20 protein-coding genes and 1 riboswitch are annotated in these 26,361 nt (G+C 68.0%); of the genes, 6 read left to right on the forward strand and 14 right to left on the reverse strand.

Going from position 1 to position 26,361, the window contains the following annotated elements:
- The first annotated feature begins 139 nt into the window (after positions 1-139).
- Both ACS8Y6_RS16335 and ACS8Y6_RS16340 read left to right on the forward strand, forming a co-directional pair.
- Positions 140-4,213 carry a CheR family methyltransferase gene (locus ACS8Y6_RS16335; RefSeq protein WP_440856032.1) on the forward strand — a complete coding sequence of 1,358 codons (4,074 nt, stop codon included), beginning with the start codon at positions 140-142 and terminating at the stop codon, positions 4,211-4,213.
- 149 nt (positions 4,214-4,362) lie between these two features.
- Positions 4,363-4,740 (forward strand): response regulator transcription factor, encoded by a 378-nt coding sequence (locus ACS8Y6_RS16340; RefSeq protein WP_440856033.1) that lies wholly within the window; start codon positions 4,363-4,365, stop codon positions 4,738-4,740.
- Between the two features lie 180 nt (positions 4,741-4,920).
- On the opposite strand, the gene ACS8Y6_RS16345 is transcribed toward ACS8Y6_RS16340, so the two are convergent.
- From ACS8Y6_RS16345 to ACS8Y6_RS16380, 8 genes are all read right to left on the reverse strand, one after another.
- Positions 4,921-6,186 carry an MFS transporter gene (locus ACS8Y6_RS16345; RefSeq protein ID WP_440856034.1) on the reverse strand — a complete coding sequence of 422 codons (1,266 nt, stop codon included), beginning with the start codon at positions 6,184-6,186 and terminating at the stop codon, positions 4,921-4,923.
- Positions 6,187-6,389: 203 nt separating this feature from the next.
- Positions 6,390-7,451 carry a proline racemase family protein gene (locus ACS8Y6_RS16350; RefSeq protein WP_440856035.1) on the reverse strand — a complete coding sequence of 354 codons (1,062 nt, stop codon included), beginning with the start codon at positions 7,449-7,451 and terminating at the stop codon, positions 6,390-6,392.
- 303 nt (positions 7,452-7,754) lie between these two features.
- Entirely contained in the window at positions 7,755-11,555 is a 3,801-nt protein-coding gene (cobN, locus tag ACS8Y6_RS16355) for a cobaltochelatase subunit CobN (RefSeq protein WP_440856036.1), read from the reverse strand.
- A 23-nt stretch (positions 11,556-11,578) separates the two neighbouring features.
- Positions 11,579-12,664: a cobalamin biosynthesis protein CobW gene (gene cobW, locus ACS8Y6_RS16360; protein WP_440856037.1), complete on the reverse strand. Its 1,086-nt coding sequence runs from the start codon at positions 12,662-12,664 to the stop codon at positions 11,579-11,581.
- Between the two features lie 24 nt (positions 12,665-12,688).
- Positions 12,689-14,023 (reverse strand): cobyrinate a,c-diamide synthase, encoded by a 1,335-nt coding sequence (locus ACS8Y6_RS16365; RefSeq protein WP_440856038.1) that lies wholly within the window; start codon positions 14,021-14,023, stop codon positions 12,689-12,691.
- Positions 14,020-15,720: an AAA family ATPase gene (locus ACS8Y6_RS16370; RefSeq protein WP_440856039.1), complete on the reverse strand. Its 1,701-nt coding sequence runs from the start codon at positions 15,718-15,720 to the stop codon at positions 14,020-14,022. The genes ACS8Y6_RS16365 and ACS8Y6_RS16370 overlap by 4 nt, the downstream gene beginning before the upstream one ends.
- Positions 15,707-16,453, reverse strand: a complete 747-nt coding sequence (locus ACS8Y6_RS16375) for a CbtA family protein (RefSeq protein ID WP_440856040.1) — start codon at positions 16,451-16,453, stop codon at positions 15,707-15,709. The genes ACS8Y6_RS16370 and ACS8Y6_RS16375 overlap by 14 nt, the downstream gene beginning before the upstream one ends.
- A gap of 101 nt (positions 16,454-16,554) precedes the next feature.
- On the reverse strand, positions 16,555-16,749 hold the full coding sequence (locus tag ACS8Y6_RS16380) for a CbtB domain-containing protein (RefSeq protein WP_440851631.1): 195 nt from the start codon (positions 16,747-16,749) through the stop codon (positions 16,555-16,557).
- Positions 16,750-16,796: 47 nt separating this feature from the next.
- A riboswitch (cobalamin riboswitch) is annotated at positions 16,797-17,001 on the reverse strand.
- A gap of 90 nt (positions 17,002-17,091) precedes the next feature.
- On the opposite strand from ACS8Y6_RS16380, the gene ACS8Y6_RS16385 reads away from it, so the two are divergent.
- Together ACS8Y6_RS16385 and ACS8Y6_RS16390 are read left to right on the forward strand one after the other, a co-directional pair.
- Positions 17,092-17,520, forward strand: coding sequence for a cobalamin biosynthesis protein (locus tag ACS8Y6_RS16385; RefSeq protein WP_440856041.1), 429 nt, complete (start codon positions 17,092-17,094; stop codon positions 17,518-17,520).
- Between the two features lie 23 nt (positions 17,521-17,543).
- Entirely contained in the window at positions 17,544-18,647 is a 1,104-nt protein-coding gene (locus ACS8Y6_RS16390) for a cobalt-precorrin-5B (C(1))-methyltransferase (protein ID WP_440856042.1), read from the forward strand.
- Positions 18,648-18,755: 108 nt separating this feature from the next.
- Here ACS8Y6_RS16390 and cobM read toward each other — a convergent pair whose 3' ends face one another.
- Both cobM and cbiE read right to left on the reverse strand, forming a co-directional pair.
- On the reverse strand, positions 18,756-19,520 hold the full coding sequence (cobM, locus tag ACS8Y6_RS16395) for a precorrin-4 C(11)-methyltransferase (protein ID WP_440856043.1): 765 nt from the start codon (positions 19,518-19,520) through the stop codon (positions 18,756-18,758).
- A 121-nt stretch (positions 19,521-19,641) separates the two neighbouring features.
- Positions 19,642-20,883: a precorrin-6y C5,15-methyltransferase (decarboxylating) subunit CbiE gene (gene cbiE / locus ACS8Y6_RS16400; protein ID WP_440856044.1), complete on the reverse strand. Its 1,242-nt coding sequence runs from the start codon at positions 20,881-20,883 to the stop codon at positions 19,642-19,644.
- Positions 20,884-20,917: 34 nt separating this feature from the next.
- Here cbiE and ACS8Y6_RS16405 point away from each other — a divergent pair, with 34 nt between their 5' ends.
- A complete protein-coding gene (locus ACS8Y6_RS16405; protein WP_440856045.1) occupies positions 20,918-21,670 on the forward strand; it encodes a cobalt-precorrin-6A reductase in 753 nt (250 codons plus the stop codon).
- Here ACS8Y6_RS16405 and cobJ read toward each other — a convergent pair.
- Genes cobJ through ACS8Y6_RS16425 form a run of 4 tightly spaced genes read right to left on the reverse strand, consistent with a single transcriptional unit; the run spans position 21,655 to position 25,102 of the window.
- On the reverse strand, positions 21,655-22,416 hold the full coding sequence (cobJ, locus tag ACS8Y6_RS16410) for a precorrin-3B C(17)-methyltransferase (RefSeq protein WP_440851625.1): 762 nt from the start codon (positions 22,414-22,416) through the stop codon (positions 21,655-21,657). The two genes, ACS8Y6_RS16405 and cobJ, sit on opposite strands and share 16 nt — an antisense overlap.
- Positions 22,413-23,144, reverse strand: a complete 732-nt coding sequence (locus ACS8Y6_RS16415) for a precorrin-2 C(20)-methyltransferase (protein ID WP_440851624.1) — start codon at positions 23,142-23,144, stop codon at positions 22,413-22,415. Before ACS8Y6_RS16415 ends, cobJ begins: the two co-directional genes overlap by 4 nt.
- A complete protein-coding gene (locus tag ACS8Y6_RS16420; RefSeq protein ID WP_440851623.1) occupies positions 23,141-23,794 on the reverse strand; it encodes a precorrin-8X methylmutase in 654 nt (217 codons plus the stop codon). The genes ACS8Y6_RS16415 and ACS8Y6_RS16420 overlap by 4 nt, the downstream gene beginning before the upstream one ends.
- 36 nt (positions 23,795-23,830) lie before the next feature.
- Complete coding sequence (locus tag ACS8Y6_RS16425) at positions 23,831-25,102, reverse strand: hypothetical protein (protein ID WP_440856046.1); 1,272 nt, start codon at positions 25,100-25,102, stop codon at positions 23,831-23,833.
- A 258-nt stretch (positions 25,103-25,360) separates the two neighbouring features.
- On the opposite strand from ACS8Y6_RS16425, the gene bluB reads away from it, so the two are divergent.
- On the forward strand, positions 25,361-26,032 hold the full coding sequence (gene bluB, locus ACS8Y6_RS16430; protein ID WP_440851621.1) for a 5,6-dimethylbenzimidazole synthase: 672 nt from the start codon (positions 25,361-25,363) through the stop codon (positions 26,030-26,032).
- Positions 26,033-26,361: the final 329 nt, after the last annotated feature.

Here is a 26,361-nt window from a genome sequence, read left to right on the forward strand (position 1 = left end):
GCGACGCCCGACGCACTGCGGTCGGCTTCAGCAGCATAATCGAGTGGGATGATCTTCTTGTCGGCCCTGCGGGGTCGAGCGGCTGCAAGAACGATCCCGGCGCGACACCCGACCGGGTATCCGTTCGAAAGGAACTAATATGGACAATGTGCCCTCCGGGGCCGCCACCACGACACCCATCGTAGCGATCGGCGCTTCCGCCGGTGGCCTGCGTCAGATCTCCACGTTGCTGGGCGGCATACCCGCCGGCACCGGCGCCGCTTTCGTGGTGCTTCAGCATCTGTCGAGCCGGCATACCTCGCAGCTGCCGAGCCTGCTCGGCCGCGCCACCGCGTTGCCCGTGGTGACGATCGAGGACCGCATGACGGTCACACCCGATCATGTGTATGTCATGCCCGAGGGATGTGCGCTGGGGATCGAGGGCGCGCAGCTTCGGCTGCTGCCGAAAAACCAGGAGCCTGCGCCGACGGTAATCGATGGTTTTCTGCGCGCACTGGCGCAGGAACAGGGTTCGCGAGCGGTCGGGGTCATCCTGTCGGGCAGCGGACAGGACGGCGCCCTGGGGCTCAAGGCCATCAAGCTGCACGGCGGCCTGGCCCTGGCGCAGGACCCGGAAACCGCGGAATTCGGCCACATGCCGCGAGCGGCCATGGAACTGGCATCGCCGGATTACGTGCTGGAAACGCGCGCGCTCATCGAGCCGCTGTGCAACCACCTGCGGCACAACATCAAGATGCCGCCATTACCGCCCGGCGCGACCGGCACCGACAACCATCGACCGCGCCCCGGCGATACCGGGCCGCCGGATATCGAAATCGGGGACAGGATCCTGCATCAAGCGCTGGATCTGCTGCGCAGGAACGAAAACAGGCGCGATTTTTTCCCGTACAAGCCCAACATGCTCAAGCGTCGTATCCGGCGGCGCATGGGGCTGCTGGGCGCGCGCGACCCACAGGCGTATCTCGCCCGACTGGAGAAGGATGCCAGCGAACGCGCCAATCTAACCCAGGACTTCCTGATCAGCGTGACCGATTTCTTTCGCGATACAGCCGCCTATGACGCACTGCGCTGCGACGGGCTGTCGGCCTTGTTAAAGGATCGCGACGCGGCGGATACGATCCGCGCCTGGGTCCCCGGTTGCGCGACCGGTGAGGAAGCTTATTCCATTGCGTTCGCGCTGGACGAGGCGATACGCGAGACCGGCCGCGAGTACAACTTCATCGTGTTCGCGAGCGATATCGATACGCGGGCCCTGGCGCAGGCGCGCGCCGGCGTGTACCCGGAGTCGATCAGTGCCGATCTCACCCAGCGTCAGCTGCGCACCTACTTCGACAAGATCGACGATCACTACCGGGTCAAGCGCGGCCTGCGCGAGATGGTCGTCTTCGCCGCCCAGAACATGATCGAGGATCCCCCCTATTCCCGGCTGGACCTGATCAGCTGCAGGAATCTGCTCATGTATCTGGCCCCGGAGACGCAGCAACGGGTCATCGCGACCTTTCATTTCGCTCTCAAACCCAACGGGTTGCTGTTTCTCGGCTCCTCGGAAACGGTCGCCGGCCAGGTCGATCTTTTCGAGCCGCTCGACGCCGCCAGCCGCCTGTTCAAGCGCGCCACCACGCAATACGCGTCGCGCGCCGACCTCCCGTTCGCTCCGGGCGCCGGTCCCGGGCGATCGGGCGATGAACCGCGCACCCCACGCCAGAGCACCGCCCCGCACGACGACGCCCAGGAACTCGCGCGCTCGATCCTGCTGCGTGAATTCGTCCCGGCTTGCGTACTGATCAACCGCAAACTCGATATCCTTTGCAGCTACGGGCCGACGCGCGATTTTCTCACCCTGCCGTTCGGCCCGTCTTCGCTATCGCTCATGGACATGGTGCGCGAGGAGTACCGCAGCCATCTGCGCGCCATTATCCACCGCGCCTTTCGCGACGACAGCCAATGCGACGTCACCGCGGTGCCCCATGACGACGACGACTACGCGGTTCGTATCACCGCCCGCCCGCTGCATCGCCCGGCCTCGGCACGGGGGCTTCTGTTTGTCACCTTCGAACGCCTCAAGACAGCGGCGCGCACCAAACCGGGCGCCACCAGCGACCACGAGCAGCAGCAACTGGCCGATGAACTGGAAGCGACCCGGAATGAACTGAACACCACCATTCAGGCGCTGGAGGCCTCGAACGAGGATCTCAAGGGTTCGAACGAAGAGATCCTCTCCATGAACGAGGAATTGCAATCGACCAACGAGGAACTCGAAACCTCGAAGGAGGAATTGCAGTCGGTCAACGAGGAGCTGACCACAGTCAACACCGAGCTCGAAAACAAGGTCGCCGAGCTGGAAACCGCCCACAATGACCTGGAAAACCTGTTCGCCGGCACGAACGTCGCGACGCTGTTTCTCGACAAAGCGCTCTGCATCAAGCGTTTCACGCCCGCGATCAAGGGGTTGCTGAGTCTGATCACATCGGATATCGGCCGCCCACTGAGCGATATCTCGCTGAAATTCGACGATCCGGCACTGGCAGCCGATGCCGAGAACGTCATGCGCGAGCTGAGCCAGCGCGAGCGCGAAGTCCAGACCCGGCATGGCGAGTGGTTTCTGCGCCGTATCGTGCCGTACCGCACGCAGGACAACGCCATCAACGGCGTCGTGATCACCTTCGCCGACATCACCGAGATCAAGCAGGCTTCTCTGGCCTCGGCCGAGAGCGAACAGCGCCTGGATCTGGCCATGGGCGCGATCAACGGCGGCATGTGGGATATGGCGCTCGACCCGATGACCCAGGATGCCCAGCCCGACCACATCTACATATCGGACCGGTTGAAGCATTTGCTGGGTTTCGAGCCCGAACAATTCCCCAATTCATTGCAGGCCTGGGAGGAACGCGTCATCGCGCCGGACCGCGAACGATTCAGCGCGATCGATCGGCGCGTGGCCCGCGGTGACGGGGGGCTGCACTATCGTATCCGTCATCGCGACGGCAATATTCGCTGGTTCGCCAGCAACGGCACCGTGATACGCGACGACGAAAACCGGCCCGTACGCTGGATCGGGATCGAACGCGACATTACCGAACAAAAACTGGCCCACCTGTACGTCGTACAGGCCCAGGCGCGGCTGGAATCGCTGGCCGATTCCATACCGCAGATGGTGGCCTACGCCGATGCGAGCGAAACATTCCATTTCGCCAATCAGGCATTCAGTGCCCTGTTCGGGCACACGCCGCAGGACATTACCGGCCATAAACTGGAACAGATCTTTGGCCCGGCCACCTACGCCGAGCTTCGCCCCTGCCTGGCGGCCGCCATGGCCGGGCGAGAGGCGACATCGCACGTGACCCATACGGACACCGCCGGCCGGGTTCACGGCTTTACGGTCAGCCTCATTCCCCAGTTCAGCCACGACCGGGTCAGCGACGATACCGCGCCCGAGCTGTGTCTTCTTCTACGCGAAAATGAAGCCGACGGCCGCCGGGCATTCGACCATATCGACCGGCAAGCCAGCCTGGTCTACATGCAGCGACTGGCGACGCTCGGCGAATTGACCACCACCCTGGTGCACGACATCAAGCAGCCGCTGAATTCGATCAACAACTACGCAGGCGCCATCAAGCGCATGCTGCATGCCGGGCGGCCCATCGATCAGGTCACACCCACGTTGGGCAAGATTGCGGAACAAGTCCAGCATGCAAGCGAGATCGTCACGGTCACGCGCGATTTCGTCGGCGACCGCGAGACCAGCAACAGCGACTTGAACACGTTGATACACCAGGCGCTGGCCCTGGTCGAAAGCCTGGTCCGCAAGAACCACATCGATACCCATCTCGATTTGTATTCGCCGCTGCCGGCGATCCAGTGCACCCCGATCCAGATCGAACAGGTGATCATCAATCTGATCGTCAACGCAGTCGATGCCATGGAGTCGGTGGATCGGGGACGCCGGAACCTGACGATCCGAACACGTCTGGTCGATGATGAGGTGGAGTTCGGCCTGACGGACTCCGGCGAAGGCATTCCCCGCCAGAAGCTCGGACGTATCTTCGATTCGTTCTACACCTCCAAGCTCGAAGGCACCGGGCTGGGACTGTCGCTGGCACGCTCGATCGTGGAGGGGCACGGCGGCCGGATCTGGGCGGAATCGACGCTCGACCACGGCGCCACCTTCTTCGTCCGCCTTCCAACCTGCGCCGTCGAAGGTAAACTGGGTTGAGGCTTTTCGCGCGCCGCACGGTTTCTTTCCGTCCGGCCCGGCGTGGCCGGGCGGGCCGGGGCGCCCCTGTTTCCAGGGCGGTTCAAGCGGCCGCATTCAGAGGCCGACATAGACGTATTGGCAATAAATATTCCGATTCAGCGCGGGCGATGTTCGACGACACGAAAACAACGGTCATCGTCGTCGATGACGATGCCGGCCTCTGTGCCTCCCTGGAAATGCTTCTGGCGGCCGCGGGCTACGTATGTGCCAGCTACGGATCGGCCGAGGCCTACCTCAAGCGAGCAGCCGCCGGTCGGCCCGGCTGTATTCTGCTCGACATCGAGCTGCCGGGCATGAGCGGCCTCGAACTCCAACGCATGATGCGCACGCAGACCTCGGATCCGCCGATTGTCTTCCTGACGGGCAGTGGCCGCGAAGATGACGCGCGTCAGGCCCGGGCCGGCGGGGCCGCTGCATTCCTGCACAAACCGGTCGACCCCGATCAGCTGCTCGATCAGATTGCGCGCGTGACCGCCGGGCCCTAAGCGCCCACGCCAATAGGCGCCAAAGACCGGCCACACGCCCGGTGGCCGTGCATCATGTGCCAACCTCCGGTTTCACGCGGCGCCACGCCCGGGCTGCGGGGAAAGGAATCGACGTCCCCGTCGCAGGCGGACTGGTAACGGCGCTTGGGCGGCCGGCTGCGCGGCTGGATCAGCACGCGCTCAGCGTTTGCCCCGCCTCCGATGTCCGCGCGCACTACGCAGGCTTGCGGAACCGGCCAGTGGCTGGCCAGCCGTTTCCTTGACCGTGAACAACGTCAGCAGCGCAACCGCAGCGGCGACCATCAGATAGAACGCGGGCATATAAAGATTGCCGGTTGCGCCGATGAGCGCCGTGATCACGAAAGGCGCCGTGCCGCCAATCGCGGATGTCGACAGGTTGTACGAGATCGCAAACCCGCCATAACGGATACGGGTCGGGAAAATAGCGGGCAAAGTGGCGGGCATGGTGCCGGATAGCAACACCACCAGAATCGCCAGAATCGCCAGCCCCACGGCCGTATCGACCATGCCATGCAACTGAAACATCCAGAAGGCCGGATAGGCGAGCAACAGGAAGCCAATGCACGATGCCATGATCACCGGCTTGCGGCCCACGCGGTCCGACAGCCAGCCGACGAGCGCGATGACGAGCATCATGCCGATATACACCGCGATCAGCAGTTCCAGCGATTGCGTGCTGGAGAAATTCAGATGTTTCTCGAAATAGCTCGGCAGATAGGTCAGTACGGTGTAATACGCCACGTTCAGCAGCACCACCAAACCGATGCACTGCAGCATCCGCCGCCAGTGTTCGGTGAAGATCTCGCGTAGCGGCGAGCGGGACGTTTCGCCTTTTTCGGCCGCCGATGAAAATGCCGCGCTGTCTTCCAGCTTGAGTCGCAGATAGAGCCCGAACAGGCCCAGGGGCGCTGCACATAGAAACGGAACGCGCCAGCCCCAGCTGTGCATCGCCGAATCCGGTAGCGAGACGGTCATCACGGTCACCAGCCCGGCGCCGAGGGTGTAGCCTCCCAACGTGCCGAATTCGAGAAAACTGGACAGAAAACCACGGCTGTCGTCGGGGGACGATTCCACGATGAAAGTCGCCGCGCCACCGTACTCGCCGCCGGTCGAGAACCCCTGAACCAGGCGGGTGACGATCAACAGAACCGGGGCCCAGACGCCGATGGTCTGGTAGGTCGGCAGCACACCGACAGCCGTGGTCCCGGCGGCCATCATGAGAATGGTTATCACCAGCACCTTGCTGCGCCCGATGCGATCACCCAACGGGCCGAAGAAAAGACCGCCCAACGGCCGTGCCAGAAAAGATATCGCGAATACGCCGAAGGACTTGAGTAACGAACCGCCCTGGCCGTGAAAGAAAAGATCGCCGACCGTCGTGGCGAGATAGTGGCGAGATAGCCGTACACGCCGAAATCGAACCACTCCATGGCATTACCCATGGCCGCCGCGGCCACTGATCGGCGAATCCCCGATGTGGTCAGTGCAACGCCGTCGGATTCGTTGTCTTGGCCTGTGTCCGCAACCCGGGTACTCATGGTGCAACTCGTGTCATCGAATTCTGCGCGACAGCCGGGCTGTCGCAGCACTCGTAAAAATGCGCGAAACCGTGACCGCGAAACCCCGCGCTAACCCGGTTCGACCAGAATATTTTCCAGGTCGGCGGTATCGACCAGAGGGTCGTCGAGCTCGACTTCGACCCGGGACCGGGTCAGGGTCCAGGCCCGGCCGGTGATGTGGGTGTCCCAGCCGCGCTGTCCGTTCACCGTGGTCTGACCAAGCAGGGTGCCGATAAAACTGCTGTCGCGCGGCGAGAGCGTTTCCAGCCATTGCCCGTCCCGGATCTGGCCGCGTTCCGCCATCAGCGCGATGCGCGCGGAGGTGCCGGTGCCGGTGGGGCTGCGACAGATCACCCCCGGGTGAACATAGGTGGCGCCGCGGGCGCGAAAACCGCCATCGACCGCATGCGCCGTACGCATGAAATGCACGAACGGCAGCGGCGTCACAGCATCCAACTCGGGATGATTCTCGATGAATTCCGGACGTACGGTCTTGACGAAAGCGTCGGCAAAGGCCGCCAGTGCCGGTTCCTCGTCGCGAACCAACTGAAAACCCAGCGCTTGTGCATCGATCATCGCGTAAAACCCGCCGCTCCAGACGACGTTGTAGCAAACCCTGCCGTAGCGTGGCACCTCGGCTTCCATATCCGGGACTGCCAGATAGGCCGCCTCGCCCTGGGTCGTGACCGACTGAACGAAGCCGTCGGCACATCGCGCCTGCACGCGGGCGATGCCGGCCGGCGACTCCAGCAAAACCGTCTGCTGGCTGTCTTCGATCGGGATGCGACCGCTTTGCAGCAATGCGGTCGCGGTACAGATCGTGTTGGAGCCGGAATACATGGGGTAACCCATGGCTTCCATGATGATGTAGCCGGCCTCGGCGTCGGGATGGCACGGCCGTACGATCAGGTTCACCGACATCGCCGGGTCGCCGTAGGGCTCGGACAGCAACAGGCGGCGCAGGCCATCGCCGTTGGCTTCCAGATATTGCTGCTGCTCGTGCACGGTATTGCCCGGCAAAGCCTCGACGCCACTGAGCACGATACGGCTGACATCGCCGCCGGCCTGCATATCGATCATCCTGAGCGAGCGTACGCGGCTGGGTTTCTTGTCCGGTTGATCATCCGACATGGAACACTCCGTGTTGCTGACGTCGCCGCGGCGAAACGAACGCACGCGTCCCGCGGGTTACAGCGGCAGGAACGGCATCGATGACGCCTGAACCGGCCCGGCTCGGGTCTGTCGTGACATACCTCGATACCGTTGCCGGACTGCGCCGGGAAGCCGCCGCATCGCCTGCTCTCACGCTAACGCATTCAAGCGGCGAGCCAATCCGGGGAATTACCAACCGGGATTGATAGGAGACGCCGCGCCATGATCCGCTGCCGGCCCACGACGGGCATTGTTCCGGCCGCGGCCGTTCGGGATGCGTTGCTACTGCAAGGGGCGCTCGAAACCGGCCTCGGCGTCCAGCAGCACCGCCTCCAGCGCCGGGCGGTAATCTCCCGGCTGCTGCCAGAGATCGCGCTGCATGGCCTCGAGCATGCGCTCGGCCATGTCGCGCAGGGCCTGCGGATTGTGCTGCTCGACGAAGGCGCGGTTGGCCTGGTCGAGAATCAGGGCCTCCGCGACGGCGGCGTACTGGTAATCGCTGACCACGTCCGCGGTGGCGCCGTAGGCGAACAGGTAATCCACGCTCGCCGCCATCTCGAAAGCACCCTTGTAACCATGGCGCTGCATGGCGGCGATCCATTTCGGATTGGTCACCCGGCTGCGCACCACCCGGCCGACCTCCTCGGCCAGGGTCCGCACCCGGGGCGCCGCGGGATTGCTGTGGTCGGCATGATAGATCGCCGGCCTCGCGCCGCCGCGGGCCGCACCCGCCGCGTTCGCCATCCCACCCTGAAAGCTGTAGTAGTCGGCCGAGTCCAGAATATCGTGCTCGCGATTGTCCTGGTTATGCACCACCGCCTCGATCCGGCCCAGCCGGTCGACGAAGGCCTCGTGGGCCTGTTCGCCATGCACGTGCTGGCCGTAGGCGTAACCGCCGCGCTGGATATAGGCATTGGCCAGATCCTGCGAACCCTGCCACTGTCCGGCGTTGATGACTTCAGACACGCCCGCGCCGTAGGCCCCCGGTTTGGAACCGAACACGCGAAAGGCCGCCTGGCGCGCGGCCTCGTCGCGCTCGCTACCCTGCGCGATCAGTTCAGCGCTGCGCGCTTCGATGCGTTGCCGAAGGGTATTGGTCTCGCCCGGCTCATCGAGCACGGCGAGCTTTTGCACCGCGGCATCGAACAACCGGATGAGATTGGCGAAGGCGTCCCGGAAGAAGCCCGACACCCGCAGCGTCACATCCACCCGCGGCCGGCCCAACTGGAACGCCGGCAGAATCTCGAAATCCACCACCCGGTTGGAGCCGGCGGCCCAGATCGGACGCACGCCCATCAACGCGAATGCCTGGGCGATGTCGTCGCCGCCGGTGCGCATGGTGGCGGTCCCCCAGACCGACAGGCCGATCTCGCGCGGGTAGTCGCCGTGATCCTGAAGATGACGCCGCACCAGCGCATCGGCCGAGGCTTGGCCGAGCGCCCAGGCGGTGCGGGTCGGGATCGCGCGACTGTCCACGGCATAGAAATTGCGCCCGGTCGGCAGCGTATCCAGCCGGCCGCGGGTCGGCGCCCCGCTCGGCCCGGGCGGGACGAACCGGCCGGCAAGGCCGGCCAGCGTGTGTTCGATTTCATCGGCCACGCCCTGTTTCAGGGCCGGCAGCAAGACCTCGCGCATGTAGCTCAGCAGCGCCGTCGTTGCCGGGCCGATCGCGCAGGGCGCATCGCCCAGCACCGACTGCTCGACCCGTTGCACGGCAAGCTGTTCCAGGCGGGTCCGGGTGTGCCAGTCGGTACGCCAGCCGGTGGTCGTATCGAGTGCCGCGAGCACGGCCGGTCGCGGGCCGGTCCAGGGCTCGCCGCGGGCGGCCAGCGGATCGAAACCGGCGAGCCCCAGATCCTCGGCCAGCGCATGCAGAATGCCGCGATCGGCGGCTGACTCGCCGCGCGGCAAGCGCACCAGCGACACCAGCGTTTCCGCGAGCTGGCGCGTCTCGGGCATTTCGCCGAAGCGATGCAGCCCACCGCGGATCTGGGCCTCCTTCAGGTCGCAGATATAGGTATCGAGCTGGTTGAGGATCGCGTCGTCGTCGCCGTCGGTGCCGGCGATCTCCTCGGCCACATGGCTGCGCCGGGCCAGGGCCAGGATCTCGCGGCGCAACCAATCCTCGCGACGCGAATCCAGCCCCATCGCCTCGAAGTATTCATCCACCAGGCCTTCCAGTTCGGCCAGCGCGCCGTGGCTTTCGGCGCGCACGATCGGCGGCGTCATGTGATCGATGATCACCGCCTGGCTGCGCCGCTTGGCCTGGGCTCCCTCGCCCGGATCGTTGACGATGAACGGGTAGAGCTGCGGCAGCGGACCGAGCACGATATCCGGCCAGCAACGGTCCGACAGCGCAACCGCCTTGCCGGGCAGCCATTCCAGGTTGCCGTGCTTGCCGACATGCACGAGGGCATCGATGGCATAGACCTCGCGCAGCCAGGCATAGAACGCCAGATAACCGTGCGGCGGCGCCAGATCCGGATCGTGATAACTGGCCGCGAGGTCGATATCGAAGCCCCGCGGCGGCTGCGGCCCGACGAAAACATGGCCGAAACGCAGGCCGGCGACCTCGATCCGCCCGTCGCGATAACGCGGATCGGCGCTCGGCTCGCCCCAGCGGGCACGCACCGCAGCCTGGGCCGTATCCGGCAGCCTGGCAAACCAGCGTTCATAGACCGCGATATCCAGGCTCTGCCAGGTCGGCTTGAAGCCATTGGCGCTGACGTCGTTCGACAACGCGGCACGCAGCGCCTGCATGAGGGCGTCGGTATCGGCCGGCAGTTCGCCGGTGACATAACCCGCGCGCCGCAGGGCGCGCAGCAGGTTGAGCGTGGCCGCCGGTGTGTCCAGGCCGACCCCGTTGCCGATCCGCCCGTCGCTGCCCGGGTTGTTGGCCAGCACCAGCGCAACCCGTTTATCCGCATTCGGCCGGCTCTGCAGCAGCGCCCATCGGCGGGCGAATTCGGCCACGAAGGCCGCCCGTTCGGGCATCAGCTCATGACGCACGACATCGATCTGGCAGATATCGCTGCGAAAGGCCCGGCTCTTGAAGCCGATCGCCCGGGTGACGATCCGCCCGTCGAGTTCCGGCAGCACCACATACATCGCCAGATCGCGCCCGCGCAGCCCTGCATTGGTTTCCTGCCAGACGGCTTCGGTCGTGCTCGCCAGCACCAGCTGCAAGACGGGAATATCGCGGGCGAACATCGCCCGGCCCGTGCCCGGCTCGGAAGCGGCCGCAGCATTGGTGGCGGCGCGCAGGGCAAAACCGGTGGTATTGAGCACCACGCGGGCATTCGCCGCCGCAATCAGGGCGTCGACTTCGGCCAGACAGGCGTCTTCCTTGAGCGAGGCCACGGCGATCGGCAGCGGGTTGAGCCCGTACTCCACCAACACATCCAGCAGCCCGTCGAACACCGCCATGTTGCCGTTCTGCAGATGGCTGCGATACAGCAGCACCACGGCGACCGGCCGGTCGGAGCCTGTAGGCCAGGTGCCCTGCCAGTCCGCCAATCCCGCCGGGCTGCGCTCGGGGTGATAGACCGCGGTCCGGGCCAGAGCCACCGGCTCCTGCCAGTCGTATGCCCGGTCGAAGAATGCCGCGGCGACATAGCGCAGCAGCGCATCGGCATTGGCCGCCCCGCCCTCGCGCAGATAGCGCCAGATGCGATGCGCCCGGGCATGGGCGACGGTCGAGGCCGAGAACAGATCGTCGTCGTGCACATCCTCACCGGGTACCAGGACCAGCTCGCGATCGGGCGCCTCGGCGGCCCATTCGACGAGCTGCTCGACGCCGTAGGGCCAGTAGGACCGCCCGCCGGTCAGGGCCACGATTACGACCCGGGCCCGGTCGAGCGTCTTGTGCCGGTACAGGTCCAGCGCCGCCGGCTTGGCCAGGTGGCGCCAATTGGCCAGCCGCAGGCTCGGGCTATCGGCCGGGGCACGCTCGGCGGCTTCGGCCAGCAGGCCCAGTACGCCGTCGGCGGCCGCCATGATCACGACATCGCCCGGCGACTGATCGAGATCGACGATCCCTTCGTCGTCGCTGAAGCCGCCCGGCTGGGCTGCGAGCAGATGCACAGGCCGAAGCGCTCAGCGGGCCGCTATGCCGGCGTCGCCGCCGCATCGATTTCGGCCGCGCTCAGGACCTCGCGGATCCGCGCCCGGTCCAGATCGTGGCCGATGAATACCAGCCGCGTGGCCCGCGTCTCGCCGGCCTCCCAGAGGCGATCGAAATAATGCGCGATGCGCTCGCCGACCGCCTGGACGACCTGGCGCATCGGCTTGTCGCCGACCGCCGCGAAGCCCTTGGCGCGATAGATGGTCTGTTCGCCGATCAGCTGCTGCATGCCGGCGATCAATCGCTGGCTATCGACCGCGCCGAGGGCCACGACCATGGCGTCGAAATGGTCGTGGGCATGGGCGTGGTCTTCGCCGGCTGCATGGTGGGCATCGTGATGGGTGGCGATCGCCTCGATCCGATCCTCGGTGGCCGAATCCAGCCCGGTCAGCAGCTCCGGATCGGCTTCGCCGTTTTCGATGAACAGGGCCTTGACCTGTCGCGGCAGGCGCGCGGTCAACCACGCGCGCACCGCACCCCGCCTGTGGTCGTCCAGTTGGTCGGCCTTGCTCACGATCACCAGATCGGCGGCGGCGAGCTGATCGTCGAGCAGTTCTTCCAGCGTCGGATCATGATCCAGCGATGTATCGGCCAGACGCGCGGTCGCGACCGCCTGCGGGTCGGCCGCCCAGGTGCCGGCCGCGATCGCTGGGCCGTCGAGCACGGCGATCACCGAATCGACGGTGCAATGCTGCTTGATCTCCGGCCAGTTGAAGGCCTGGACCAATGGCTTGGGCAGGGCCAGGCCGGAGGTCTCGATCACGATATGGTCGATCGAGTCGCGCTTTTCGATGAGCTTTTTCATCACCGGCACGAACTCTTCCTCGACCGTGCAACAGATACAGCCGTTGGCCAGCTCGAAGATGCCGTCCTCGGCTTCGTCCTCGCCGTCGCAGGCCAGCGGACAGCCGCGCAGCAGCTCGGCATCGATATCCATTTCACCGAATTCGTTGACGATCACCGCGATGCGCTTGTCGGTCGCGTTCCTGATCAGGTTCGACAGCAGCGTGGTCTTGCCGCTGCCGAGGAAACCGGTGACGACGGTGGCATGGATCTTGTCGAGTTGCATGAGCGAGCTCCGATGAATCGTGAATCAGGACGCCGAAGTCGTGGCGTCCGGTTCGGCCCCGAACAGGCGGGCAATCGCCGCCGGGTTCGAGCCGAAGAACAGATGCAGATAGGTCGCGGTCAGCCCGCGATCACGCACGATCGCCTCGCCGGGCGCGGGATGGCGCTGCCGCCGGCCATGGGCCAGGGGTTGGGCGCCACCCTCGGTGATCGAGCGATGATGGGCATGGGCACGAATCTCGCCTTCGGGCAGCGGCGCGGTCTGCATGCCCTGGCAGCCCCCCTTGTTCCGCATGCGCCCGGCGCCGGCGATCAGCCCGACCATGCGATGGCGGCGGCCATCCAGTTCGGTCAGCGATTCCTGGACATAGAGCATGCCGCCGCATTCGGCGAGCATTGGCTTGCCGCGGGCGTGAAACGCCCTCAGGGCCGCGTGCATGGCCGTATTCGCGGCCAGTTCGGCGGCATGCAGCTCCGGATAGCCGCCCGGCAGCCAGAGCGCATCGACCGCCGGCAGTGCCCGGTCGGTCAGCGGCGAGAAATAAGTCAGCCGCGCCCCCATCGCCGTCAGCAATCGTTCGTTCGAGGCATAGGCAAAGCTGAAGGCGGCATCGCGGGCGATGCCGATTGTCTTATCCGCCAGCCACGGCCCGGGCACGGCCGCCGGCCGCGCCTCGAACGCCACCGGCTGCGCGGCTGCGAGCAGATCGCTGCCGTCGATATGATCGGCGACCGCCTCGAGCGCCGTATCGATCGTCTCGCCCTGCTCGGCCGGCGAGACCAGACCGAGATGGCGATGCGGCAAGGCCATGGCCGTATCGCGCGGCAGGCGGGCCAGCAGCGCGGTCGTGGCGGGCAGCGCCTCGGCCACGAGCGCCGCATGCCGTGTACTGCCCACGCCGTTGGCCACCAGCCCGGCGAAGGCCAGATCGGCGCGCGCCTGCTGCAGCCCCGCCACCAGCGCGCCCGCGGTCTGGGCCATGCCCTTGCAATCGAGTACGAGGGCCACCGGCAGGCCGAAGGCGGCGGCGAAATCGGCACTCGAGGGGGTGCCGTCGTAGAGCCCCATCGCGCCTTCGACCAGAATCAGATCGGCTTCGCCGGCGGCTTCATACAATCGCTGGGCACAGTAATCCGGCCCGGCCATCCAGAGGTCGAGCGGCTCGACCGGCGCCCCGGCCGCGGCGGCCAGAATGGCCGGGTCGAGATAATCCGGCCCGGTCTTGAACACCGCCACACGCTGCCCGCGCCGGCGGGCTGCCCGCGCCAGGCCGGCCGTGATCGTGGTCTTGCCCTGGCCCGAGGCCGGCGCCGCGATGCACAACGCCGGACAGCTGCGTGTCGCGCCGGCGGCGCTCATGCCGGGCCCGCCAGAAAATCGGCCAGTTTCACGTGCCGGCCGCCGAGCCGGGCGGCCAGCGTACCGGCACGGCCCAGCGGCACCCGGGCGCGCTCGGTATCGATCACGGTCAGTTCGCCGGGCCAGGCCCGGGCTTCGATCGCCTCGCGAGTACGCCCGTCGGTGAAGATATAGCTGCGAAACTCGAGCCCCGGCTCGCGCCGGGCCAGCGTCCGCAGGCGCCGCCCGGCCTTGGCAACGGCCCGCGCCAGGGGCGTGCCGCCACCCGCCGGGATCGCCGCCAGCCGGGTTTCGATCGCCCGCGGCGCGCGCCCGGGCGGCACCAGCCAATCGATCCGATCGCCGCCGAAAACCAGAACCGCCAGACGCTCGCGCTGGCGGCGCGCGCGTTCGGCCAGCCCGGCGACCGCAGCACGGGCCGTCGATTGTTCGTCGGCCCCGAGCGTCGAAGCCGAGGTATCCAGCAGTACGCAATTGAGGCACGCGCGCGCCGGGCGGCCCGGGCGGCGCGCCGGCGCCGTGTCGCCCTCGCCCAGCGCCCGCCGGGCCAGCGTGCGCGGCCAGTTGATGGCCCGGCCGGGGGCGCCGGCCAACGCCCGCGATGACGCCGGCCGGGCCGGGGCTGGCGCGCCGCGCACCGGTCGGGGCGAACGCGAGCGGGCCGGATCGGCGAATCCGGCGGTCGCCGGCGCGTCCTCGAGGCGCCGGGCGGACGCTCGGCCGACATGGCGCGGCGGCAGGCCGCCCCAGGCGCTGTCGCCGCCCTGTTCGCCATCGGCTGCATTGCCGGAATCGCTGCCGCCCGTCCGGGGCGGCCCCGAATCCGGCTCGCCGCCCGCCGACTCCGAATGGCGCCGATGACAGAGCACGAACTCGGCGACGGCCTCGATATCCGCTTCGCTGACGGCATTCCGGCCCTGCCAGGCGGCGTGCGCGCGGGCCGCCTGGCGCCAGTGCAGATCCGCGCGCACCCCCTCGACATCGGCCGCCACACAGCGCTCGGCGATCGCCGTCTTGCTGGCCTCCGGGCAGATCACATTCGATAACCGCGTCCGGGCCGCCTCGACCTGCGCGGCGAGTCGGGCCTGGGCATCGGCCCAACTCGCGGCAAAGTCGGCCGGGTCCTGCTCGTAGGCCAGCCGCTGGTCGACGATTGCCCGGCGTTCGTCCGCGCGATAGCGCGGTTCGAGTTCCACACACAGACCGAAGCGGTCAGCGAACTGCGGACGCAGCTCGCCTTCGTCCGGATTCATGGTGCCGATCAGGACGAACTCGGCCGCATGTTCGCGGCTGATGCCGTCGCGCTCGATGCGGTTGATCTTGGAGGCGGCCACATCGAGCAGCACATCGACCAGCGGATCGGCGAGCAGGTTGACCTCGTCGATATACAGATAGCCGCCGTGGGCGCGGCCGATCACGCCGGGACGATAGGCCACCTCGCCGGCGCCGAGCGCGCGCTGCAGATCAAGGCTGCCGATCACCTGTTCCTCGGTCGCCCCCAGCGGCAGCGTGACGAAGCGCCCGGCCGCGCGCACATCGATCGCCGCCAGGCCGCGCGCCAGCGTGGACTTGGCCGCACCACGCGGACCAGAGACGAGCACGCCCGCCAGCGCCGGCTCGATCGCGACCAGGATCAGCGCAGTCTTGAGCCGATCCTGGCCGACGACGGCCGCGAACGGGAAATCAACGTGCGACATGCGCCATACCCTGCGGTGACCCGGCGGCCCCGATCCGGCGCCGCATCGCCCAACCACAGGCCGTGCCCAGCACCAGCCAGAGCACGAGATTGGTCGCGCCGCTGGCCCAGATGAATTGCTGGTGGATCTGTTCGAGCGCGGCCGTCGCCGCCGGGCCATGGCCGGCATAGGCCGAGCCGGCCGGCTCGGGCGCGCCGAACAGATACGGCAGCGGCATCAAGACCAGGGCCGGCAGCTTCTTCCAGCCCGGCGCGAATACGGCCATCGCCAACGCGACGATCACCACGGCCACCGTAGCGGCCCACCAGAGTTGGCGATCGGTGAGTGCCGCGGCGAGCGTGCCCGGCACTTCGGGCGACAGCCCGAGCGCCGGGGCCACGAACACCGCCGCGAACCCGGACAGGCCCCAGAGCGCGCCGGGCGCAGGCCCCAGCGGCGTGCCGCGCGCAAGCGTCGCGACGCTCATCGCCACCATCAACAGCAGCGCGAAGCCCATGGCGACGCCGATATCGGCCGCGATGGTGAACAGCATCCGCGGCGCCCCGTCGGCCGGCGCCCAGGCGTGCACTTCATCGGCGGAATGCGCGCCCGCCGCGTGGTGATGTGCGGGCTGCTCGTAGTGCTCGGCCTGGGCGATCAGCGGCGCGGTGGTGAATTGCTCGCCGATACCCAGCAGCGCCCCGACCGCCAGGCCGATGGCCACGGACAGAAAAATCAATCGTCGAAACAGCATGCGCTCTCCCGGTATGCGATCCGCGTCCCGGCGGATCGCCAGAATGCTCGAACACGGTCGTTATCGCCGCGGCGAGGCGGCGAGGCAGTGTCACGTGACGATCAGTGGCAGGGAAAGGACGCCGAGTGACGGGCGTCGTGGGCCGCGTTATGCACCGGCATGATGTGGGAAAAACCCACGCCGTAGACGACGAACAGGCCGATCAGTGTCGCCCCGGCAAGCTGGACGGCCTGGCTGACACGGGACGCCGGCAAGGCCGGGTTGTGGCCGGCGGCGGAAGTCTGGCTGGTTTGCATGTACACACCCGTACGTTGAAATCACCGGGTTCGGCGCGTGGCAAGCGACGAACCTCGCACCCAGGGCCGGTCTCCGGACTCGCGAAGGTCGTATCCCGACCCGTCCATGCCTTCCCGCGCGAAACGCGCAGTGGCTCGATATGGACTGTATCGCCTACCGTTGCGGGGGCAGCAGCGGCCTTGCGCACGAAGCGCGCACCGCTTTCCCGATTATCCTGCGGCGAGGCAGGCACCCTGTAACCTGGAGTCTAGGTTGGGGGGTCGAGGCGGTCAAATGGCTCGACCGGGAAGACTCTCGGTTATGCTCGGCGGCTGAATGGCCGATGAAACGGAGTGACCAGCATGCATGGCAACCGGCTGTGGTTTGCGGGGCTGGGCCTCCGGCGCGATTGCCGCGCCGGTGAGCTGGCGGCATTGCTCGCGGCGAGCTGCGGCGAAGCCGGTATCGAGATGCGGGCGCTGCACGCCCTTGCCTGCCTCGATCTGCGCGTATCGGAACCGGGCCTGCAGGACCTGGCCGAAACACTCGGGCTCGTGCTGCACGCCTTGCCGGCCCGGCGCCTGGCGGCCTTCAACGACCGGCTGTCGCAGCATTCGCCACGGATCCAGGCGCGGTACGGGGTCGGCGGGATTGCGGAAGCCGCGGCCCTGGCCTCGGCCGCCGCAGGCCACACCGGGGCCACCCCCCGGCTCGCGGTGACGCGTCGCCAAAGCGCTGCGGCCACGGTCGCGATTGCGGTTCGCGAAACCGCTGCCGTGCCATCCCGCTAGCCGACGCGTCGTAACAAGCGTTTATGCGCGAGGAAAGCAGCGAACACGGCGGCACGTTACGCACCGGCTGGACCACGGGCGCCACCGCGACCGCGGCCGCGGTCGCCGCCGCCCATCGACTGTTGTTCGACACGGTACTGGAGCGCGTGCATCTGCGGCTGCCGCGGGGGCGCGAAGCCGTATTGCCGGTCGCCGACAGCCGCGTGATCGCGCCGGCCCGCCTGGCCGAGGCGGGGCTGATCAAGGACGCTGGCGACGATCCGGATGCCACCCACGGCGCCCGCGTCTGGGTACAGCTCGAATTGACCGCCGCGCCGGGCATACGGTTCGAAGCCGGCGCCGGCGTGGGCACGGTCACACGCAGCGGTCTGGCCCTGGCGGTGGGCGAACCGGCCATCAACCCGGTGCCGCGCCGCATGATCGCCGACCACCTCGCCCGCGTCGCCGCCGATGCGGGCTACGCGGGCGGCTTTCGCGTGATTGTCGGCGTCGACGACGGCGAGCGCATCGCGGAAAAAACCATGAATGGCCGGCTCGGTATCATCGGCGGGCTGTCGATCCTGGGCACGACCGGCATCGTGCGGCCGTTTTCCTGTGCCGCCTATATCGCCTCCATCCATCAGGGGATCGACGTGGCCCGCGCCAACGGCCTGACCCATCTGGCCGCGGCCACCGGCTCGACCAGCGAAGCCGTGGTCCGCGCAGCCTATGACCTGCCCGATATGGCGATCATCGAAATGGGCGATTTCGTGGGCGCGGTCGTGAAATACCTGAAACGCTACCCGGTGGCCCGGCTTACGCTGGTCGGCGGCTTCGGCAAGTTCAGCAAGCTCGCCGCCGGCCGGCTCGATCTGCACAGCCGGCGCGGCGGCGTGGATTTCGAATTTCTGGCCGGTCTGGCCGCGGAGGCTGATGCCGCCACGCAGCAGGCGATCCGCACCGCGAACACCAGTCTTGCGGCGCACGGGCTCGCCCGCGATGCGGGCATCGATCTCGCCGCCCGCATCGCCCGGCGCGCCTGGCAGAAAGCCGGCCATTACCTGCCGCCGCAAACGCGACTGGAACTCTGGGTGATCGACAAGCCCGGCCGGGTTCTCGCCCGTTACGGCCGTCTCGACGACCGCTAGCAACTTCGATGAACGCATGGTCCCGCCCGCCGGCGGACAGGCATCAAACCATCGGCGTCGGTGCGGCGGACCCTATCGCCCTGCGGAACACGACGCCCCGGTCCGGGGTCAGTCCTCACTCGCCCAGCGATAACGGCTGGCATGGGTCGGGTCGTAGAGCTTGCTTTCGTTGAAGTCGGTCGCCCCCAGAACCGGCCCGACGAAGATGATGGCGTTGCGCTTGGCTGCCAGCGTATCGGCGGCGGCGACCAGGTCGGCCAGCGGCGCGCGGACGATCCGTTGTTCGGCCCAGGACGCCCGTTGCACGATCGCGGCCGGGCAGTCCGCGCCATACGACGGCAGCAGGCGTTCGACCACCTCGGCGATGACCTGCAGCGACAGATGAATCGCCAGGGTCGTGCCGCTGACCGCGAATGTTTCCAGCGTCTCGCGGGCGGGCATGTTCGAGGCCCGCCCCTGGGTGCGGGTGATGATCAGGGACTGGCCGACTTCGGGCACGGTCAGCTCCTGGCCGAGCGCGGCGGCCGCGGCCGCGAAAGCCGGCACACCGGGAGTGAGCGTGTAGTCGATGCCGGCCTCGCTCAGCCGACGCAGCTGTTCGGCCAGGGCGCTGTAAATGGCCAGATCGCCGGAATGCAGGCGCGCGATATCGTAGCCGGCATCGGTGGCATCGATCATGCGGGTGATCATGTCGTCCAGGCTCATGCCGACGGTATTGATCGCATCGGCACCGGGCTTGAGATGATCCAGTACCGCGGCCGGGATCAGGGATCCGGCATACAGACACAGATCGCAGCGCCCCAGCCGGTCGACGGCGCGTAGCGTGAGCAGGTCGGGCGCGCCGGGGCCGGCGCCGATGAAATGCACGGTCATGGTTTGGTCTCCTTCGGGCCTGCCGGGTTTTCCTGCGGCTCCTGGGCGTGGCACGCCGCGACGCCACGCGCGCCCGGCGGGACGAAATCTGCGCTCGCCAACGCGGCGTTCGCACGAGACCTCAACGGGCCCGGGTCCAGCAGCCGATCGTCACCGGCCGCGCCGGCGCCCAGCCATGGAAGCGACCCAGCGGCTCGGCACGCTCGATGCCGATCCGGCGCAACGTCCCGCCATGGCGTTGCATGGCCGCGGCAAGCACCGCATCGCCTTCGACGGTCACGCTCGTGGCCACCAGTCGGGCCTGTTGTCCCGCGGCCAGCGATGCCAGACAGCGTTCGACCAGGCCTGCGTGGGTCAGCCCGCCGCCGATGAAAATCGCATCGGGCGTGGGCAGGCCCGCCAGCGCCTGCGGTGCACTGCCGTGTATGCATTCCAGCGCCGGCACGCCGAGCCGCTCGGCATTGCGCCGTACCCGTTCGGCCCGTTCGGCCCGCGCCTCGAGCGCGATCGTCCGATTGGCCGGGTCGGCCAGCATCCACTCGATGCCGACCGCGCCGGAACCGGCGCCGATATCCCAGAGTGTTTCGCCCCGGCCCGGGGCGAGCAGCGCCAGCACCACGGCCCGGACCTCGGCCTTGCTGATCTGGCCGTCGTGCTCGAACAGCGCCTCCGGCCGCCCGGCAACCCGCGGGATCGGCTGCGCCCGGGCACCGGCGACACAATCCACGGCCACTACGTTCAGGGCCGCGATATCCGCATGCGCCCAGTCGGCCGCCCTATCGCTCAGGCAGCGCGCCCCGGCACCGCCGAGATGTTCGAGCACTGTCAACCGTGACGGCTCGAATCCGGTCTCCCGCAACAGCCGCGCGACCGCCGCGGGGGTGCGACCGTCCCAGCTCAAAAGGATGAGGCGCGTGCCATTGTCCAGGTACGGCCGTATCGCGGCCAGATCCCGGCCATGGACCGACAGGCAATACACATCCTGGAGCGCCCACCCCAGCCGGGCCGCCGCCAGGGAAAACGCCGAGGGTCTGGGAAAGGCGCGCATCTCGCTCGGCGCCACCGAGCGGGCCAGCGTGGCCCCCACGCCGAACCAGAATGGATCCCCCGTGGCCAGTACGGCCACCGGCGTGCCGCGCCGGGCACGAATGCCGTCGATCGCATCCAGCAGCGGCGACGGCCAGGTTTCGCGGGTCTGGCCCGCAATCGGCGGCAGCATCGCCAGATGACGCCGGCCGCCGATCACATGCGCCGCACGCGCGACCGCCGCGCGAGCCGCCGGCTCGAGCCCTGGCCAGCCGTCTTCGCCGAGGCCCACGATCGATAGCCAGGCCTGGACAGATGCGTCAGTATCTCGGCACATTGCCCGTCCGTTTGCGTCGGACCACGACCGATCCATGAAACTGCTGCTGCTCGGCGGCACCGCCGAAGCCCGCGAACTCGCGGCGTCCCTGGCCGCGTTCCCGGACGTCGAGGCCACCCTGTCGCTGGCCGGCGCGACCACGGCGCCTGCGCGTTTCGCCCTGCCGGTACGCCGCGGCGGCTTCGGCGGGGTCCACGGGCTGTCGCGTTATCTGGCCGCCGAAGCCATCGACGGCGTCATCGACGCCACCCATCCCTTCGCCGCGACCATGTCGGCGAATGCGGTGGCCGCCAGCGCTGCCCTGGGCATCCCGCTCTGGCGTATCGAGCGTCCGGCCTGGCAGGCCGGGCCGGGCGACGATTGGCATGACGCCGCCGACGCGCCTGCCGCCGCCCGGCGCTTGGCCGAGTTCGGGCCCCGTGTGTTTCTGAGCGTGGGCGCGCGCAGCCTGGCGCCCTTCGCGGACGTCGCCGGCAAGCACTGGATCGTGCGCAGCATCGAAGCGCCCGAGCCGGCCCCGGCGTTCGGCAGCTGGACACTGATTCGTGCCCGACCGCCTTTTGCGGTGGCCGACGAAATCGCCCTGTTTCGCATGCACGATGTCGATGTCCTGGTGACCAAGAACAGCGGCGCGCGGGCCACCGCGGCCAAGCTCGATGCGGCGCGCCGGCTCGGCCTTCCGGTCGTGATGATCGCGCGCCCGGCGCTGTCGGCGCCACAGCGGCATTTCGGCTCGGCCGAGGCCCTGATCGCTGCCTTGCCCGAACTGCATCAGGCGCGCGGATAGTAACGCGGGGTGTAGACGCGCGTGGCGCCACCCTGCGCGAACACCCGCGTGGTCGAGGCACCGACGATGACGAGCGTGCTCATGTCCGCCCGGGCTGGCGAAAAACACGCTAGATCGGTGATATGCAACGATTCGTCGACCCGGCCCACCGCCCGACCGAGGACCACCGGCGTGGCCGGGTCGCGATAGCGGCGGATGATCGCCATCGCCGCCCCCAGCTGCCAGGGCCGCGCCCTGGAAATCGGGTTGTAGAACGCCAGCGCGAAGTCGGCATCAGCGGCGCGGTCGATGCGTTTTTCGATCCGGTCCCACGGCTTGAGGTTGTCCGATAGCGAGATCACGCAGAAATCGTTACCGAGCGGCGCCCCGGCCCGGGCGGCGACCGCCTGGATGGCGGAGACCGCCGGTGCGATGCGGACATCGACGGCCTGCCAACGGGGGTGATCGGCGCCTTCGAGTGCTTCCCATACCGCGGCGGCCATGGCGAAGATCCCGGGATCGCCGCCGGAGATCACCGCAACGCGGGCACCGTTGGCCGCCAGGTCCAGCGCATGTCGGGCCCGCGCCAGTTCTTCGCGATTGTCCGAGACATGCCGGGCCTGGCCGCACCCGGCCACGCGCTCGACATAGCCGGCATAACCCACCAGATCGGTCGCGGCTTCGAGAATTGCCGACGTTTCCGGCGTGATCCAGTCCGGATCGCCCGGCCCGACGCCGACCACCGCCAGCCAGCCGCCCGCGCTCATACCCGCACGCCCGGGCCGGGCAACAACACCATCGAGAAATACGGCGCCGGCCCCTCAGGGGCCTCAGCCAGCGGCATGACGCGCTGGCGCCCGCCCATGCTGGCGCGTTCGACATACCAGGCGGCCTCGCCACGTCCGGCCGCCGCCAGGGCCGCCCGAATACGCGGCAGATTGCGGCCGACCTTCATCACCACCACGGCCTGGGCCATGCCCAGCGCCGCGGTCAGCTGATCGTCCGGCAGCGTACCGGGCACGACCGCCAGCACATCGTCGCGCATGGCGATCGGGCGCGGCAACTGCGAGGCCCCGGCCAGCATGGCCGGCACCCCGGGAATGACCACCGGGGCGTAGCGCTCGCGCAGGCGGATGAACAGATGCATGAACGAGCCGTAGAAGAACGGATCGCCCTCGGACAGCACGGCCACCGAGCGCCCCGCATCCAGATGACTCGCCACCGCGGCGGCCGAGTCGTCGAAAAAACGCTCGATACGCTCGCGGTATTCGGCCGAGCCATGCGGCAGCTCGGTGGTCACCGGATAGGCCATGGGCAGCCGCGTCTGCGCCGGGTCCAGATACGGTTCGGCGGTCGCAAGCGCATTGCCGCGACCCGCCCGCTTGCAGAAGTACGCCACCACCGACGCATCCGCGATCGCCCGCGTGGCCTTGACCGTCATCAACTCCGGGTCGCCCGGGCCGGTGCCGACCCCGTAAAGAACGCCTGCGCTCATAGCGCTTCGCTGGCGAAAGCGTTAACCGCGGCCGCGGCCATGGCGCTGCCGCCGCGCCGGCCGCGCAGCGTGAGAAAGTCCAGGCCGAACGTCTGGGCCGCGAGCGCCTGCTTGCTCTCGATCGCGCCGACGAAGCCGACCGGCAGGCCGAGCACCGCGGCCGGCCGTGGCGCGCCGCTGGCGACCATCTCCAGCAGGTGGAACAACGCCGTGGGTGCATTGCCGATCACGACCACGGCGCCGTCCAGCCGCGCGCGCCAGAGCTCGAGTGCGGCGGCGCTTCGGGTATTGCCGATACCTGCGGCGATCCCGGGCGTTGCCGGATCGCGCAGCGTGCAGACGACGTCGTTTTCCGCCGGCAGCCGGCGTCGTGTCACCCCATGGGCGACCATTTCGCTGTCGCAGAGAATCGGCGCGCCGGCAATCAGCGCGGCCCGCGCTGCCCGCGCGACATGCCGCGAATAACGCAGATCGGCCACCAGATCGGTCTGGCCGCAGGCGTGCATCATGCGAATCGCCACATCGACCAGATCCGACGGCACGCCCGACAGATCCGCCTCGGCGCGGATGATGGCAAACGATTTTTCGTAAATCGCCCGACCGTCGCGGATATAGTCGTAATCCTGACTGGAATCGCTCACCGGATTCATACACCTCGTTGCTGTGATGACACGACGCGCGCCGGATCAGACGGCGGCCGGCCCATGGCGGGCGACGAATGCCTCGGCGCTCTCGCCGGAACGGCCCTGTTCGACAAAGGCCCGGTCCAGCGCTGCCAGGCGCTGCACCACCTCGGCCGGCGCCAGCCCGGTCCAGCTTGGTATCGCCGCCGGCCCGCCGGCGAATACCACGTCGTACCGGCCACCGCGGCCGACCAGCGTGACCGCCGCCGGCCGGCGGCGCGCACACCCCTTAGAACAGCCGGACACATGCACGGCCGTGCCGCTCGCCGCGGCCCGCAGGTTCGGCATGGCGTGCGAGCATAGCAAGGCGTGCGCCCGCGTGTCGGTCGAACCGTGCGCACAGCCGCGCTGGCCGACACAGGCTTCAATCGATGCATGGGGATCGGCGCTGGAGACGATAGCGCCCAGGCGGCGAAGCCGTTCGCGCAGCGCCTCACCACCGGCAGCCACAACAAGGCTGCGATCCGGGAACAGCCGGATCGGGCCGTGCGTACGGGCAAGGCGCGCCAATTCACCCAGCGTCCGGGATTCGATCCGCCCGAACGGGAAAGCGAACGACTGCCAGTTCGCACCGCGCCGTCTTTCCAGCGGATATTCGATGCGCGGCGTGATCGCGCCCGAAGCCGCGGCGGTCAGCGAAACCGACAGCTGCGCGGCGGCCCGGGCGATACGGGCCGGGTCCAGCCCGCGTAATCGCAGCCCGCGGTCCGGCGGCGGGTTGCCGGCCACGACCTGTGTCATGAGTCCCGTCACCGCCGCCGGCACATCGCATGCCGCCAGGCAGGCCAGCGGCGTCGCGCTCACGCTGTCGCCCGCCACCGCAAGCCGCCAGACGCCGGGCCGGCCGGCAAGCGCGTCCAGCCGGATGTCCGCATCAATCGACCCCAGGTGGGCACGTCCGCCGCCGTCGACGACAAGGGCGAATTTGTCGGCCAAGGCCGCCGTGACGTCACTTTGGCGCATCGCGGCACGCAAACCGCGGGCCAGTGTGATCGCATCGCCCTCGGCATTGTCGTCGATATCGCTTGCCGCCGAGATGATCGTATCGGGCACCCCTGCGTCGCGCCGGGCCTCGCGCAAATCAGCCGAATCCAGCCTCGCCATCGCATCCCGGATCGCCGTCACCCCACGCAGCTCGATCTTGGCGCGACGGGTCACCCGCACGCCGCCATCGGCAACGCAGTCGGCGATCCGGGCCAGGGCCCGGAGCATGCGGGCATCAAGCGCCGAATCCGGCGGGCGCAGACGCAGGAGATGACCATCGGCGGTGGCCATCGGGCGCCTGTCGGTCGGGCACCAGCCGCGAATCCACGGGTACGGGCCGTCGGTGGCAGCGTGTCGATGAATACTCAGCGGATCGTCTCGCGTCGAAAACGGAATGCGGCGAAGGCTTGCAAAGCCGGCCCGGTAATTCAAGCCGACAGCGCCCCGGCCGCGCCCGTGCATACACGGCAGAACCCACCCCGGGCGCGACTCGTACCCAACCGCGACAGGCTTTAGGATACGCCTTTGCCCCGCATCGGGAATGCGTGCATGCGAGCACATCGTTACGACGCCGCCGAACTCGACACGGTTTACCGCGTCATCGCCGAACGCCGGGACATGCGGCATTTCCGGCGCGACGCGGTCCACCCGGACGTATTGCAGCGTATCCTGGCCGCGGCCCACTGCGCGCCCAGCGTCGGCTACATGCAGCCCTGGCGGTTCATCCGGGTGATCGACCGCGACCTGCGTGCCGCGATCCGCGCCGATGTCGAGATCGAGCGCGAACGCACGGCCGATGCACTGGGCGAGCGGCGGGACGAATTCATGCGCCTGAAGGTCGAGGGCATCGACCAATGCGGCGAGTTACTCGTCGTGGCGCTGACCGACGGGCGCGAGCGCCATGTTTTCGGCCGCCGGACGATGCCCGAAATGGACCTCGCCTCGGCGGCCTGCGCGATTCAGAACCTCTGGCTCGCGGCACGGGCCGAGGGCCTCGGCATGGGCTGGGTATCGCTATTCGAACCCGCGACCCTCGCCGCTCGACTCGGCATGCCCGACGGCGCGCGACCGATCGCCATTCTGTGTCTCGGACACGTCGACGAATTCTACCCGCGCCCGATGCTGGCCGAACAAGGCTGGGCACAACGCCTGCCGCTGGACGCGCTGGTCGGCGTCGATGGATGGCCGAGCGCGGCGCGGCACGACGACGAACACGGATAGAAACAACGCCCGCGCCACCGCCCGAGGCGAGCCGCACGACGGGCCCCTGGTCTTTTCAAACACAGCACCCGGCGAGATGACTCGCGGCTGCGCCGCTCACCCCTGCGGGGCCGCCGTCGCTGCGCGCCGGCGTTCGACCGCGCTATGCGCGGTCGTCGAACACTTGTTTATGGGTCGGGAGTTCGAATTGAGTCGTGAGCCATAAAAAAGGCCCTCCCGCTTGGGAGAGCCTTTCTTGTCATGGTGCGCCCGGAGTGCGGTTCGTAGCCGCAATTCATACGTAAGTACTTAAGCCTCGACGTCAACGGCCTGGAGACCGAGTTGCATCC

It is taken from the genome of Salinisphaera sp. RV14 (assembly GCF_052044135.1).
Taxonomy (GTDB): Bacteria; Pseudomonadota; Gammaproteobacteria; order Nevskiales; family Salinisphaeraceae; genus Salinisphaera.